Consider the following 13,804-nt stretch of genomic DNA (forward strand, 5'->3'; position numbering starts at 1 on the left):
GCGCAGATTGACTTTCGCGGGACGCGGCGGTTAGGATCGGATCTTTCCCCCGGATCCGCCGGATTCGCGACATTCTCTCGCCTAGCGTCACCGCTCGCCGCCGTATGGAGTTCACCGCCCCGGAGCTTTGGTCTCAGGTTCTTTCGTCCGCGAGGACGGGGATCCCGGAGCAGAGCTACCGCACCTGGCTCGCGGGAAGCACTGCGGTCGGGCTCTCCGACCACGAGCTGATCGTCGAAGCGCCGAGTGCCTTCCATGTCGAGTGGGTGGAGGACAAATACGGCTCGCTTCTCGGTGAAATCGTCGAGAAAGTGCTGGGGCGCCCGCTCGACCTGACCTTTCGCTGTTCCGCTCCGAGCGCCGCCGCCCAGCTCCCCGCGCTCGAAGTCGCAGAACCGATGCCCACCACCGCGCCTCCGTTCTCCGGCAGCGGGCCGCGGTCCCGGGGAGCAACTGGATTCGCGGCGGAGCGGGTGAGTGATCCCAAGCGCGCGGCGAATCTGAACGATCGTTACTCCTTCGACCGATTCGTCGTGGGCGCCAACAATCAACTGGCGGCGGCCGCGTGCAAGGCAGTCGGGGAGCGTCCGGCCAAGAATTACAACCCCCTCTTCCTGTACGGGGGCGTGGGACTCGGAAAGACGCACCTCATGCACGCGATCGGGCACCTCGTTCTCGAGCGAAATCCCTCCGCGCAGGTCGCCTACGTCACGACCGAGCGCTTCATGAACGAGCTCGTGAACGCGATCCAACAAGGAACGACGCCCGCTTTCCGCCGCCGCTTCCGCATGATCGATCTCCTTCTGGTGGACGACGTACACTTCCTCGCCCAGAAGGAGAGCACGCAGGAGGAGTTCTTCCATACCTTCAACGCCCTCTACGAAAACGGGAAGCAGCTCGTCCTCACGAGCGACCGTCCTCCCAAGGAACTCCCGGGAGTCGAGGACCGACTCGTCTCCCGCTTCGAATGGGGACTCGTTGCGGACATCAAGCCACCCGACTACGAAACGCGGGTGGCCATCCTTCAGAAGAAGGCCGCGCTCGACGGCCTCGTGATCGATCCCGAGATCTTCGACTTCATCGCGCGTTCCTGCACCGCGTCGGTGCGGGAGTTGGAGGGCGCGGTCATCAAGCTCCTCGCTTATTCGTCGCTCCGGAACGAGGAGATCAACATCGACCTTGCACGAGCCGCCCTCCAAAGCATGATCCGGGGGGGACTTGGGGGGGAAGGCGCACCTCTCACGCCGGAACGGATCCGGGACGAGGTCGCGCAGAGCTGGAACGTGCGCCCGGACGCCCTCACCTCCAAGAGACGGACGAAGGACGTCACCCTTCCTCGGCAGGTCGCGATGTTCCTCGTCCACGAAATCCTGGACGCCTCCCTCGTTCGAATCGGGCAGGCCTTCGGCGGGCGCGATCACTCCACCGTAATCCACTCCATCAAGAAGGTCGAACAGGAGATGGAAAAGGACCCGGCATTTGCATCACGGGTGACCGAGCTTCGTCATAGGCTGGAGGTCCGCGCGTGACGGACCCGACGCCGAGTCGTCACACCGGCGTGGACAACCCTGTGGATCGAGCGTGGTTTTTCATCACTCCCGAGAATCGCGTGGAGAGTGTGGAGAAACCGCCTTTCCTTTCCACCCCCTTCCCACCCTTTCCGGTACCCCCGGATGGTGGTGCGCGCCACCCTTTTCCGGTATCCTGTACCGACATCGTCCACACTTCCACTCTCCCTACTACTACTACTGTTTGAAGTACAATGGAGAAGTAGAAGAGAGCTTCCTGTGGAATAACACGGTCCCGACCCCATTCGTGAGGCCCGGATGAAATTCACGATCACCCGTCAGAACCTCCACCAGGGGCTGACCGCGGTTTCCGCGAGCATTCCTTCCAAGACGACCCTTCCGATTCTCTCGAACATCCTGCTCGAGGCGAAGGACGACGCGGTCCGGATCAGTGGAACGGATCTGGACGTCGGTGTACGCGTGCGGGCACCGGCCGAGGTGAAGGAATCCGGAGCGCTGACCGCGCCGGGTCGAAAGCTCCACGAAATTGCGAGAGAGCTTCCAGACCAGCCGGTGGAAGTAAGCACGCGGGGGGACCAGGTCGAGCTCCGTTGTGGACGATCGCACTTCAAGTTGAACGGACTTCCACCGGGAGATTTCCCTTCGCTTCCGGAGGTTTCCTTCGAGGGGGGGTGGACCGCGACCGGGAAAGATCTCCTTTCGCTCATCCGCCACACCGCGTTTGCCGTTTCGACCGAAGAGAGCCGCCCAGTCCTCAACGGAGTCCTCTGGGAGCTCCGCGATGGTGAGATGAGAATGGTCGCGACGAACGGGCACCGTCTTGCGAAGATGACGATCCCGGCCGGCCCCTCCGTGCAGACGACGGCGCAACTCATCGTTCCGCCGGCCGCCCTCCAGCAGGTCCAGCGCCTCTTTGCGGAAGGAGAGACCGTGAAGATCGCACGCGGGGGAAACCACCTCGGTTTCGCCTCGGAGGGGACAGAGGTTTATACGCGCCTGATCGAGGGGACCTATCCCAATTACGAGCAGGTGATTCCGAAAGACAACGACCGGTTCGCGGTCGTGGACCGGCGGGGGTTGGAGTCCGCGATTCGGCGTGTAGCAGCGGTCGCATCCGACCAGACGCACCGAATCCGGCTCAAGTTCGAGGAAGGAAGGGTCGAGCTCAACGTCCTCACCCCGGATCTCGGCGAGGCCCACGACGAGGTAGAGGTGAGCTACTCCGGCGAGCCGCTCGCCATAGGGTTCAACGCGAACTATCTGCTCGAGGTGCTCCGGTATGTCGGAACGGACGAGGTACGGATGGGATTCAAGGCGCCCGAACGGGCGGCGACCGTGGAGCCCGTGGTCGGGGAAGAAGAGACGCGCCCCGATTACCTTTGTCTGGTGATGCCTCTCCGGTTGGTGGACTAAGAAGAACGCCGGGAAGCGTTTCGCTCAGGCGCCGGGCTCGTGCCCCGCGGCGCGGAGAATGTCGTTCGCCGTGAAGAGCGAAACGACCTCGTGCCCGCCCGCGCGGATGCGAGAGCTTCCTCCCGCCTCCCTGTCCACGAGCGCCAACACGCCGAGGATCTCCGCGCCATGATCGTCGAGGACCTGAAGAGCCTCGAGGGCGCTTCCCCCCCGCGTGAGCGTGTCCTCCATGATCACCACGGGGGCGGCGCGGGGAACCCCTCCCTCGATCCGCTGCCCGGTCCCGTGGTCCTTGGCACTCTTCCGCACCGTGAAGGCGTCGAGGGGGGGCCCTTCGAGCCAACTTCGGTGGGCGATGGCGCAGGCGAGCGGGTCGGCGCCGAGGGTGAGTCCTCCGATCCAACGAGCCCGGGGGAAATGGGCGCGAACGGCCTCGAGGCCGACTGCCCCGACGAGGAACTGTCCCTCCGCCGACATGGTGGTGAGGCGTGCGTCGATGTAATAGGTCGAACGAGCGCCGCTGGCGAGTGTAAACTCCCCGAGGGCGAGAGAGCGTTCGACCAGAAGAGAGAGAAGGCGATCGCGATGGCTCACACGACTGAAGTTTCACCGGTCCCGGTGCCCGTCAAGGCAAGGCACCCGGTCGGGTTCGTGTCGGCCGTGCTCCTGGCTTGGCTTCTCCCGGCCTGCGACGGGCCCGATCCGGTGGGGCCCGTGGAGGGCTTCGGGAAGGTGGGCGAGGTCCAGGTCGAGGTGCGATCCCCGCTCGGTCAGCCGCTCGGGGGGCCTCAACTCGGGCTCTTCCAGGGGACACTCACCGAGACGCTCCGCTGGCGCTCGAATGGCGGATGGACGCTCGCCGAGCGGGTGAGTTACCTGGGGATTCTCGGGAGCGAGACGGTGCGGCGGAGCCGCCTCAACCCGGGAGAGCTCACGGACGAGTACCGGATTCTCGTCTTCCAACTCACCGAGGCGGCGGGAACGCGACTCCTCGGGACGGTCTCGCAGGACATCCTTCCGGCGTGTGGCGGCTTTTTCCTTCCCCAGCTCACGACCCAGGTGACCGTCACGATCCAGGACACCGAGCGGAACGAGACGGCCCGGTGGGTCCGCTGCACGCGCGGGATCTTCGTCCTCTCGTCCCTCTCCCCGGATCTCAATCCGGCGACCTCGGGCCCGGACGCCGAGGCGGCGCGCGTCGTCACGGCGGCGCAGCTCGCCCGTTTCTTCACGATCGGCTCGAGCACGACGTCCACCTACGCGGGAACGGTGCCCTTCGGGACCCTGGACCGCGGCGAGTACTCCCCGGCACTGCCAACGGTGTCGCGGATCTTCACCTCCTCGGACGGGGGTCCGCCGCAGGAGTTCCTCGCCTTCTGGGCTCTTCACGCCAGCCCGGCCGCGGAGCTTCCGGAGGTGAACTGGTTTTCTCAGTCGGTCCTTCTCGGGGCGATCGGCGCGCGGCAGGAGGCCGGAGACTCGGTCCAGGTGCGCGGCGTCCACAAGGCCACGCAGGGGCACCGGGTGGACGTCGTCGAGCGGCTTCCGGGCGACTTCTGCTCACCGGCCGAAAAGCGGGTCTATCCCTTCCACATCGTCATCCTTCCGTCGATCTCTTTCCCGATCGAGTTCGCGGCACCGCTGGTGGAGAGGATCACGTGCGGCTTCTGAGGGCGGTGGGAGCTGGGGGATTGTGCAGACCGAGTCGGCCTGGATGAGCCTCAGACGGCGGTTCGTCCTCGCGCTCGCGGGATTTTCCCTTCTCCTTGCGGTGGCCGGAGGGTGGTTCGCCTGGAGCGTCACGAGCCGGGCGCTCGAGCGGGAGCTCGACGAGAAGCTGGTCTGGGTGGCGGGAGCGGCGGCGGAGGTGGGGCTAGACGGCGATCAGATCCTTCAGTTGCGGCCCGGAGACGAGCGGGGCCTCCTCTATACCGGGAATCGGAATCGGCTCCTGGGCCTCCTCCGCTACGTGGACGAGGCTCACCTCTTCCGCCGCGAAAACACGCTTCTCGTGACCTCTTACGCTCCCGAGGAGTTTCCCATCGGGACCGAGTTGCGCTTCCTCGCGGCCTACAGGGCCGAACTCGATCAGGCCTGGTCGGCGGGCGAAGCCGTGACACCCGTCTTCCAGGGCGAGGACGGACGATTCTACAAATACGGCTTCAAGCGGCTCGGTGAAACGGACGCGATGCTCGTCGTCCTCATGCAGGCGGACTTCCTCGCGCCCCTGGTAGATTTTCGAAACACACTCGTAGCCGGGTCCCTGGCCGCGGTCCTCCTCGCGGTGCTGCTCGCGGCCCTTCTCGCCGGGAATATCGTCCGCCCTCTCGAGCGGCTTTCGCGGGCCGCCCTCCGGATCCAGCGCGGACGGTGGGACCAGGCGATTGCGGACGAAGGAGGCGACGAGCTGGGGCGGCTCGCGCGGGCGATGGAGCGGATGCGGACGGGGATCGTGCAACGCGACGAGCAACTTCGCCTCATGCTCGCCCAGGTCGCCCACGAGATTCGAAATCCCCTCGGGGGCCTCGAGCTCTTCGCCTCGGCCGCGCTCGAAACCGAAGATCGTGAGGAGAGACTTCGCTTGCTCGGGAGGGTGCGGAAAGAGGTGGAGGCCCTGAACGAAATCATCAACTCGTTCCTCACCTTCGCCCGCCCTCTTCACCCCCAAGTCGAACTCCACGATCTCCGCCATCCCCTCCAGGAAGCCGCGGACCTCATCGAGATGCAGATCGCCTGGGACGGAGGGACGCTCTCGACCGTTCTCCCCGACGAGCCGCTCCTTGGCCGCGCGGACCCGGACCATGTGAAGCGCGCGGTGCTCAATCTCCTCCAGAACGCGGCGCAGGCGGGAAAACACGTGCGACTCGAGGCGTGGTGGCAAAACGGGGAGGCCGTAGTCTCGGTCTCCGACGACGGTCCGGGGGTCCGGGAGGAGCTGCGCCAGAACATCTTCGAACCCTTCGTGACCGACCGTGAGCAGGGGGCGGGCCTCGGGCTCGCCATCGTGAAGCGGGTACTCGAATCGAATGGGGCGAGGGTCGTATTGGTAGATCCGGAGGAGGCGAAGGACTCCGGCGTGCCGGTGCGCCCCGTTGGGAGGGGTGCCGAATTCCGAGTATATTTCCAAGGATCCGAGGATCTCCCCGCCGCATTGCCCTGACCGGAAAAGGTGCCCGCGAGGGCGCCGGCGACCCGAGGTGGCCCATGGCCCAAATCCTGATCATTGACGACCACGACTCCATGCGAGAGGGGCTCGAGCTCCTCCTCCGGCGCCGAGGTCATCGCACGTACTCCGCCGAGAGCGGGGTCGCGGGGATGGAGATTCTCGACGAAAACGGGGCGGACCTCGTCATCACCGACCTGAAAATGGCGGGGATGGACGGACTCTCGGTCCTGAAGGCGGTGCGGGAGAAACACCCGGACACCGAGGTCCTCGTCATTACCGCGTACGGAACGATCGAAAAGGCGGTCGAGGCCATGAAGCTCGGCGCCTCGGACTTCCTGACGAAGCCCTTCTCTTCGGAGGAGTTCGGCGTGAAAGTCGAGCGCCTCCTCCAGACGCGGGAGGAACGGGAACGGCTTCGGAAGGAGAACCGCTCGCTTCGCGTGGAGAACACCTACCTGAAGGAGGGGCTCAAGGAGGGAGGGGACGCGCGTTACGGCGCGATCGTCGGCGAGTCCGAGGCGATGCACCGCGTCTACCGATGGATCGATCGGGTCGCTCGAAGCGATTCCACAGTGATGATCTACGGGGAGTCGGGGACGGGGAAGGAGCTCGTGGCTCGGGCGATCCATGCGGGGTCGGGCCGGGCGGGCGGTCCCTTCATCCGCGTCAATTGCGGGGCGCTTGCCGAGAGCCTTCTCGACTCCGAGCTCTTCGGGCACGAGAGGGGAGCCTTTACGGGGGCCGAGCGCCGCCGCCGGGGGCGCTTCGAGCTCGCACACGGGGGAACACTTTTCCTCGACGAGGTGGCGACGGTCGCACCGCAGACCCAGATCCGCCTCCTCCGGGTCCTCCAGGAGCGCGAGCTCGAGCGGGTGGGGGGCGAAGAGACGATCCAGGTGGACGTGCGTGTGATCGCCGCGACGAACCAGTCGCCCCGGGGCCTCCTGGAAGGCTCGGGCTTCCGCGAGGACCTCTTTTACCGCCTGCACGTCGTCCCACTGACACTCCCGCCCCTTCGGGAGCGCCGCGAGGACATCCCGGTCCTCGCCCGCCACTTCGTGGCGAAGCTCCGGGAGCGGACCTGCTCTCCGGCCGCTTCGCTCACCGAGTCGGCGATCGAGCGACTCCTCGGCCGCCTCTGGCCCGGGAACGTCCGAGAGCTGGAAAACGTGATCGAGCGCGCCCTCGTCCTCGCGGACGGCGATGCGTTGGACGCGGATGACTTCCCCGCGGTCGAGGCCTTCACCTCTTCCCGTGACGAAGGGACAGGTCCCACCCTTTCTCCCGACGGAATGGACCTCAACCGGATCGTCGAGGGGATGGAGGAACGTCTCCTTCGACAGGCGTTGGAGAAGTCCGCGGGGGTGAAGGCGGAGGCCGCGCGCCTCCTCGGTCTCAAGCCGAGCGCGCTCTACTACAAGCTCGAGAAGTACGGAATCGAGGCGTGAGCCCCTCTCCGCTGGGTCGCGTCCTGGCGCCGGGGGTCTTTCTTCCGATCCTCGCCGCCGCCCTCCTCCTCGCTGCCATGGGGAGCGCGGAGCCCGCTTTCGCGCAGCCGACGCGCGCAGCTCTCGAAAGTCGGTTCGACCTCCTGAGCCAGCGATACAACGACGCCCTCTCCCGCTTCCAGCAAGATCGGTACAACACGGAGCAGGCATTTCTCCGCGTCGTAAGTGCGAGGGCATCGGGCGATCCGGACCAGATCGAGCAGGCTTTCTCGACTCACTTCACCCTAGCGGTCGAGGAAATGGCCGCGAGCGCGGAGGTCCGGCGGATCGCCGAGGAGCTACGTTTGGCGGCGGAGGACATGGTGGATGCGCTCGAGGCCCGCGAAGACGAAATCCTGAACGACCTCAACAGCCCCACTCCCTTTACGCCCGAGGGTCAGGCATTGCTCCGGCTCGAGCTGCAAAGGGTCCGGACCCGGGTTCGAGATGCGGACACCATTCTCGACAGAATCGGTGGTGGCATCGGGGAGAATCTCGACCTGCGACCGATCATTCGGCTCGAACAGGGGCCGCGCGACACCCCGGACGACCTGCGCTTCAAGGCCGCGGTGCTGGAGGAGCAGGCGGATAACTACGAGACGTACTTGGTGGACCTCGATGCGCTCATCGCGGAGCTCGAGCGGCGCGAACGCGTGGAACAGGCGCGGGCGGACGTCATCGCCGATCTGAACCGGTTCGACGCGAACGCCCCTGTCGTCATTCCGGGAGGGCGCACCGCCAGGCTCCCACAGGGCGTGTCCGCCGCAATTGCGGGTGCGAACGCCAGCGGGGCTCTGGCCCAGTATTCCCTCGCCGAACAGATCGAACTCTTCACAGGCATCCGAGAAGTCGCCGCGGAGTATCGCGACCTTCAGCGACTTCGGGCCCAGGACTTCCGGGTCGCGGCCGGAGGAACGCCCGGGTGAACCGCCTTCTCGGATTCCGGGGCTGGTCCCTTCTCGTGGCCCCTCTCGCCGTCGTGGCGCCGCTCCCTCTCGCCGCACAGTTCACCCTCCGCGACTTCGTCGTGAGTGCGGGGGCATCCGCCGAGGGGTACCAGGGAAATTTCCCGGCGATCAGCGTGCCGATCACCGATTCGACGGAGGTGGTCTCTGCCTTTACCGGCGAGCTCGCCCTTCGAACCGAAGCGGACGTGCAGACGGCGACGAACGGCGCCTTTTTCTTCACCTTCGACGGTGGCGTGCGCCAGTTCGCCACGACGGGCTTCGAGCAGGCCGATTATTCACCCAGGGAATGGGTGGGGACCCTCGACCTCGGGTACGCGCGGGGGATCGGGACCGGGGGCTCGATCGCCGTGCAGACACGCCTTCGTGGACGGGAGATCCAGGATCGGCCGCCCATGCCCCTCTATCTCCAGCCCGGATACAGAAGCGGAGAGGCCTCGATAACGGCGAGTTTCCCGGGTCCGGGGGAAGTGCTCTACGACTTCCGGGTCGCGGCCTCGAAGAGCGATTTCCTCGCCCCGGCTTTCGCACCGCAGATTCGCCTCCTCGATCGCGAGGCGTTGCTCGTCGAGGCGGGCGCGCTCATCACGAGCGGCCCCTCGACGCTCCGCCTCTTCGCGGGGGTCGAGGGAAGTCGCTACCCGCAGCAAAACACCTTTGCGCCGGAAGACCCGTTCCGCCGGGATCGGACCTATCAGGGCGGAGTCACCTGGACCCGGCAGACCTCCTCCCTCCTCCAGCTCGCGCTCGACGTGCGGGCGAACAGGTCGAATTCGCTTCGCCCGGAGTACGACGCCTTCACCTTCAGCGGCCTCTTCGCGACGTCGCTGCCGAGAGACCTCTCGCTCTCCGTGTACGGGGCCATCTCGACGAAGTCGTATCTGCACCCTTCGGAATTCGCGCGGCTCCTCCCGGGCGAAGAGGCCGATAACGCGACCCTCGCCTATGTCGCGGTCTCGCGTGCGTTATCCTCGAGGCTCGATGGGACGGTTCGAGTCGGATGGACCCGGGCCGAGACGGATGTGGGTGACGCTTATTTCGAGCGTTTCGGGGGCTCTTTCATCGTTCGGTTTCGCCCCGAGTTCTGATCGGCCAGGGGGCGGGGCACCCACCGCGTCCGCTTCGCAACGCAGTCAGGTGCGGTGCGGAAAAAGAAGCGCCCAGGCGAGGTAGCGCCCGTGGTGGGAGAGGGAAACGTCGAGGTCGGGGCGATCTTCCCCGGCAATCCGGATGCGCGGGGGCGTCCGCCCGGGCCGGTCGCGCGAGGTGAGAATTTCGACGGACTGGTCTGCGGGGTCCTCCGCTCCGGGCGCCCCGCGCGATGCGATCGCTGTCCTGAGCCGCTCCCGTACGAGCAATCGAACCCGCGCCGACGGAATGGAGTGGACGCCTTGCCACTCGACCTCGGAAAAGCGTCCGCGAAAGCTGTCGAGGGCCTCTTCCGCATCTCCCTCCGGCATCGTTTCGACGCCGACCTCGAAAAAGCCCGGAGGCGGACTTTCCTTTGCCGGACTCCAGCCGACCACATGCAGGAAGTTCCCGTCGGAGGTCCCCTCGACGCGCACCTCTCCGTTGCTCCCCGGACCCAGGACGGTCCCCTCGATGTGGACCCCGGCCGAGGATTTGCCGCCCGCTGGGGTGAACCCTCCCGGGGGGGCCTCGATGGTGAGGGAGCATTCCAGAGTTGCCGGCGCAAAAACCGAGGCGCCTTCGCTTTTCGCGCCGACCTTGAAGGCCGTTTCCTTCGCCGCCCAGAGCGCCCAGAGGCGCACCGGCCAGAGCGCATCGGTCCCCGAGTCCAGCCAGGCGTGCTCCTTCTCGGACAGGATGCGCGAGAGGAGGCGGTCTCCCGGGGAGCGCCCCTGACATGCGGGGTGCGCGAGGTCCACGACGTCGTTGCCCACGCGGGGGAGGGGGTAGGGACGGCTTTTTCGCATCCTGGGCACCGTCGGGGGAATGCGGACTCATTATCAACAAGCCGGCTCTCCGAGGGAGCCGCGGAAGGCGGCGGCCGTGGCCCGCCTCTGCGTTGAGGCACCCTCCACACCCTCCAGCGTTCCCCCCGCGCGCCGGGATCCCGACCGGCGGGAAACCCCGGCGTGCGCAGGGCCGCGTCCTTCTCTGATTCGGTCTGGCCGGCGCCCTCCTCGGCGCCCCTATAACGCTCGCCGGCCAGCTCCCCGGGGGCGGAGGACAAACCCGCGGCCGGATCGCCGGGCGTGTCGTGAACGCAACGACCGGCGAGCCCATCGTCACGGCCCAGGTCCGCGTCCGCGACACCGGCCGGGTTGATCTGACGCACCAGGACGGGACCTTCCACCTGGAAAACCTTCCCCGGGCGAACACACTCGACTTTTCCGCCCTGGCCCTTCAGGGTATCTCGATGCAATCGTTCGGTCCGGCTCCCGCCCAGCCCATCGTCCGAGGGATGGGTGGCGACCGGGTGCTCGTCCTGGAGGACGGTCAGCGCACAGGCGACCTCTCGACGAGCGGGGCGGACCATGCCGTCGGGATTGATCCGATCTCGTCTGAGCGGATCGCGGTCGTCCGCGGCCCGGCCGGCCTCCTCTATGGGAGCAACGCGCTCGGGGGGGGGCATCAATGTGATCCGCGAAGAGATCCCCCGCTCGAGGCCCGAAGGGGTCACCGGGGTCGTGGGTCTATCGGCTGCTTCGGTGAACAATCTCCTCGACACGACCTGGCGGGAGCACCTTTCGCGGGCCAAGGAAGTGGCGCCGGAGCCCGGACGAAACGCGCAAATCTTGTATCGGGTTGCCTCTTTAAAATGGGGGACGATTGGGGGGCGTTTGGGCCTCCTCGCCGGTCTCCACCTGTTGACCGCGGCGATTCTAGCGCGTATCTCGTCTGCGGTAGGGGGGCACCGTTCCCTTCCGGGGACGGCGGTCACCCCTCCCGGTCGCGGGAGGCGGCCCATGAGAACTCTCGCTCGCTCCGCCCTTCTCGTCCCCCTTTCCCTTCTCGCTCTCGCGGGCTGCGAGGGAAGTGCCACGGATCCCGTGGCCGAGGCCGCGGCTTCCGCGATTTCCGGAGACAGGGCGCTTGGCGCCGCGGCTTTCCAGAACGACTGCGCCTCCTGCCACTCGGCAAGAGACGGATTCGATCTTGCCCTCTTTTCGTTCACGGACACGACGATCGTGCGGCGGGCGCTGGCCCATGTGGACCTTCCTACGGCGCGCGACATCGTGGCCCACGTCCGCTCGATTCACGTCACACCCGCGGCGGAGGATTCCCGCCCCTTCCAGCCCGGCGGACAGGTTCTCGCTAACGACCGTGACTTCGCCATCGGTGTCTTCGGAGCGGACGGGTGGCCGGCCCATCTCACGACGGCGGACCTGCGTCGCGTGGACCCGAGGCGCACGGCGGTCGCCGTGGAATTCCCGATCTGGTCGCTCGAGGGAGATAACCGCGACTGGATGCCCGTCGTCGGTCTACCCCCCGGAATCTTGGAGTATCGGGACGGTCGGGCGGCACGTGCCCTCGCGGCGTATTACCGCGTTCCCACCACCCAGGCCCTCATCGCCGCGGTCGGGGCGATCGGCGCCGCCGACCGGGACCCCGCGAATCCCGATGCTCCGTGCGTGATGGAGCCGATCGACCGGCTTCGCCCCGAGGACTGCTTCGAGGCCCGCCGCTGGGCCGCCTCGCTCGGCGCCCAACATATGCTTCGGCTCGGGAGCGACATGCCCGTGCATCGCTTCGTCCACGGCCTCTGGTGGGATATCGGGAATGTCTCCCGCCGCACGGTGACGACCGAGGCGGTCCGCGGCCGCATATCGAACGGGGTGGACAACTGGGTGTCCTGGATGTGGGTCGGATGGACCTTCGATCCTGCCGCGCACGCGAGCGTTTACCTCGCGAACGGTCTCAGCCGCAAAGGACTCTGGCGTCACGCCACTTTTCACATCCTGCGCGCCCAGGTGGCACGGGCTCCCGGTTCCGTGGCCGTTTATCACGATCTGCGAAATGTCCCGCGATTCGCGCCGGACGGGTGGCTCAAGAACGCGATGGTTTTTGGCTTCCGGCACCTTCTGGAGAGGCTGGACGCCGGGGAAGTCCAGGTGGGCGAGCGTCGCGACGAGGCGCTCGTCGAGGTGGAGCTCGCCCTTCGCGATGCCTCCCGCCGGCTTTCCGGGCCGGACGCCCAGGTCCTGCGAGACCTTCGCGACCAGGTGGTGGCGCGGCTCGACTGAAGCGGGGCGAGCTCTCCATCACCCACCCAGCGAAGCCCGAGCGCCCTCCGGTACCCGCATGGGGCGCCCGTTCTCGCCGATCCAGACGAGGACGACGCGCGCGGTGAGTGCGGGCTCGGCCCCCTCGCCCTCGGCCTCCCTCCGGATTTCATGGCGGATCACCATGGAAACCTTTCGAAACTCATCCACCCAGGTCCGGATTCGCAGAACGTCGCCCTGGAAACATTGTTTCTTGTAGTCCACTTCGACGCGGACGACGTAAATTCCCCACCCGCGCCCCAGCACTTCCGTGTGCGGAAATCCTCCGGCCTCCATGGCATCGTACCGCGCCTGCTCGAGGTAACTCAGGTACACGGCGTGGTTCACGTGACCAAGGGCGTCGAGTTCGTAGCTGCGCACGCGGAGGGTGTCGTCGAACGTCCGCATCAGTTCGTCTCCGAGGAGAAGTTGAGGAGATTTGAGTGTAGCAGTCTGAAGGGACGGCCGGAACTTTTTTTGGGTGGATTCTGTCCGTCTGGACAGAGACCGCCGTGCGCCTATAGTTGGTTCGTCCCATGCGACCGGGGGCGCCAACCGCAGGGCGCGCTAGTCCCCGGTTACTTCAATCGCGCTCTTAACTCGAATCGAGCTTCAGTGAGCGACAGTCCGGAAAGTAGTGGGACCGTTTTGATCGTGGAGGACGACGACGCGGTGCGCGCCGTCATCCGGCGGGCCCTGACGCGCTTCGGCTACACGATCCTGGCTGCGTCCGGTGGCGAAGAAGCGCTCCGTATCGCAAGCGAGCACGCGGGAAAGATAGACCTCCTCCTCACCGACGTGATGATGCCGGGGATGAACGGGGTGGACGTCGCGGCCCGAGTCTCTGAGCTTTCGCCCGGGATCCGCGTGTTCTACATGTCCGGGTATGCGGACCGGGAGTTGATGGGGAAGGGGCTCCTCGATGCGGACACCCATTTCCTCCAAAAGCCCTTCACGCCCCAGGAACTTGGGGGACGGGTGAAGGAAATCCTGGCCCGCTGACGCGCCGCCCGCC

The 13,804-nt window shown here is 66.4% G+C and carries 12 protein-coding genes; 9 read left to right on the plus strand and 3 right to left on the minus strand.

The window, feature by feature from the left end; all coding sequences use genetic code 11:
- Positions 1 to 104: 104 nt before the first annotated feature.
- Positions 105 to 1,529, plus strand: coding sequence for a chromosomal replication initiator protein DnaA (gene dnaA / locus WEG36_04035; GenBank protein MEX1256771.1), 1,425 nt, complete (start codon positions 105 to 107; stop codon positions 1,527 to 1,529).
- 297 nt (positions 1,530 to 1,826) lie between these two features.
- Positions 1,827 to 2,942: a DNA polymerase III subunit beta gene (gene dnaN / locus WEG36_04040; GenBank protein ID MEX1256772.1), complete on the plus strand. Its 1,116-nt coding sequence runs from the start codon at positions 1,827 to 1,829 to the stop codon at positions 2,940 to 2,942.
- Between the two features lie 24 nt (positions 2,943 to 2,966).
- Here dnaN and pyrE read toward each other — a convergent pair whose 3' ends face one another.
- Positions 2,967 to 3,536: an orotate phosphoribosyltransferase gene (gene pyrE / locus WEG36_04045; protein ID MEX1256773.1), complete on the minus strand. Its 570-nt coding sequence runs from the start codon at positions 3,534 to 3,536 to the stop codon at positions 2,967 to 2,969.
- On the opposite strand from pyrE, the gene WEG36_04050 reads away from it, so the two are divergent.
- Genes WEG36_04050 through WEG36_04070 form a run of 5 tightly spaced genes read left to right on the plus strand, consistent with a single transcriptional unit; the run spans position 3,528 to position 9,648 of the window.
- A complete protein-coding gene (locus tag WEG36_04050) occupies positions 3,528 to 4,613 on the plus strand; it encodes a hypothetical protein (protein MEX1256774.1) in 1,086 nt (361 codons plus the stop codon). The genes pyrE and WEG36_04050 overlap by 9 nt on opposite strands.
- A 43-nt stretch (positions 4,614 to 4,656) precedes the next feature.
- Positions 4,657 to 6,102 (plus strand): HAMP domain-containing sensor histidine kinase, encoded by a 1,446-nt coding sequence (locus tag WEG36_04055; protein MEX1256775.1) that lies wholly within the window; start codon positions 4,657 to 4,659, stop codon positions 6,100 to 6,102.
- A gap of 44 nt (positions 6,103 to 6,146) precedes the next feature.
- The gene (locus tag WEG36_04060; protein MEX1256776.1) at positions 6,147 to 7,556 is read left to right on the plus strand and encodes a sigma-54 dependent transcriptional regulator; all 1,410 of its coding nucleotides are present in this window, start codon (positions 6,147 to 6,149) and stop codon (positions 7,554 to 7,556) included.
- A complete protein-coding gene (locus WEG36_04065) occupies positions 7,553 to 8,521 on the plus strand; it encodes a hypothetical protein (protein MEX1256777.1) in 969 nt (322 codons plus the stop codon). Before WEG36_04060 ends, WEG36_04065 begins: the two co-directional genes overlap by 4 nt.
- A complete protein-coding gene (locus WEG36_04070; GenBank protein ID MEX1256778.1) occupies positions 8,518 to 9,648 on the plus strand; it encodes a hypothetical protein in 1,131 nt (376 codons plus the stop codon). Before WEG36_04065 ends, WEG36_04070 begins: the two co-directional genes overlap by 4 nt.
- A gap of 45 nt (positions 9,649 to 9,693) precedes the next feature.
- Here the strand turns inward: WEG36_04070 and WEG36_04075 are convergent, their stop codons facing one another.
- Positions 9,694 to 10,497, minus strand: coding sequence for a 4'-phosphopantetheinyl transferase superfamily protein (locus tag WEG36_04075; GenBank protein ID MEX1256779.1), 804 nt, complete (start codon positions 10,495 to 10,497; stop codon positions 9,694 to 9,696).
- A gap of 996 nt (positions 10,498 to 11,493) precedes the next feature.
- Here WEG36_04075 and WEG36_04080 point away from each other — a divergent pair.
- Positions 11,494 to 12,771: a hypothetical protein gene (locus WEG36_04080; GenBank protein MEX1256780.1), complete on the plus strand. Its 1,278-nt coding sequence runs from the start codon at positions 11,494 to 11,496 to the stop codon at positions 12,769 to 12,771.
- A gap of 18 nt (positions 12,772 to 12,789) precedes the next feature.
- Here WEG36_04080 and WEG36_04085 read toward each other — a convergent pair whose 3' ends face one another.
- Complete coding sequence (locus tag WEG36_04085; protein ID MEX1256781.1) at positions 12,790 to 13,197, minus strand: thioesterase family protein; 408 nt, start codon at positions 13,195 to 13,197, stop codon at positions 12,790 to 12,792.
- Between the two features lie 207 nt (positions 13,198 to 13,404).
- Between WEG36_04085 and WEG36_04090 the strand changes: the two genes are divergently transcribed.
- Positions 13,405 to 13,791 carry a response regulator gene (locus WEG36_04090; GenBank protein ID MEX1256782.1) on the plus strand — a complete coding sequence of 129 codons (387 nt, stop codon included), beginning with the start codon at positions 13,405 to 13,407 and terminating at the stop codon, positions 13,789 to 13,791.
- The last annotated feature ends 13 nt before the right edge of the window (positions 13,792 to 13,804 follow it).

It is taken from the genome of Gemmatimonadota bacterium (genome assembly GCA_040882465.1).
Lineage (GTDB): Bacteria > Gemmatimonadota > Gemmatimonadetes > Longimicrobiales > Gaopeijiaceae > JBBEBG01.

Excerpts from the sequence above, each read along its gene's own strand:
- dnaA (MEX1256771.1), top strand. The coding sequence starts at position 105 with ATGGAGTTCACCGCCCCGGAGCTTTGGTCTCAGGTTCTTTCGTCCGCG.
- dnaN (MEX1256772.1), top strand. The coding sequence starts at position 1,827 with ATGAAATTCACGATCACCCGTCAGAACCTCCACCAGGGGCTGACCGCG.
- WEG36_04050 (MEX1256774.1), top strand. The coding sequence starts at position 3,528 with ATGGCTCACACGACTGAAGTTTCACCGGTCCCGGTGCCCGTCAAGGCA.
- WEG36_04055 (MEX1256775.1), top strand. The coding sequence starts at position 4,657 with ATGAGCCTCAGACGGCGGTTCGTCCTCGCGCTCGCGGGATTTTCCCTT.
- WEG36_04060 (MEX1256776.1), top strand. The coding sequence starts at position 6,147 with ATGGCCCAAATCCTGATCATTGACGACCACGACTCCATGCGAGAGGGG.
- WEG36_04075 (MEX1256779.1), bottom strand. The coding sequence starts at position 10,497 with ATGCGAAAAAGCCGTCCCTACCCCCTCCCCCGCGTGGGCAACGACGTC.
- WEG36_04080 (MEX1256780.1), top strand. The coding sequence starts at position 11,494 with ATGAGAACTCTCGCTCGCTCCGCCCTTCTCGTCCCCCTTTCCCTTCTC.
- WEG36_04085 (MEX1256781.1), bottom strand. The coding sequence starts at position 13,197 with ATGCGGACGTTCGACGACACCCTCCGCGTGCGCAGCTACGAACTCGAC.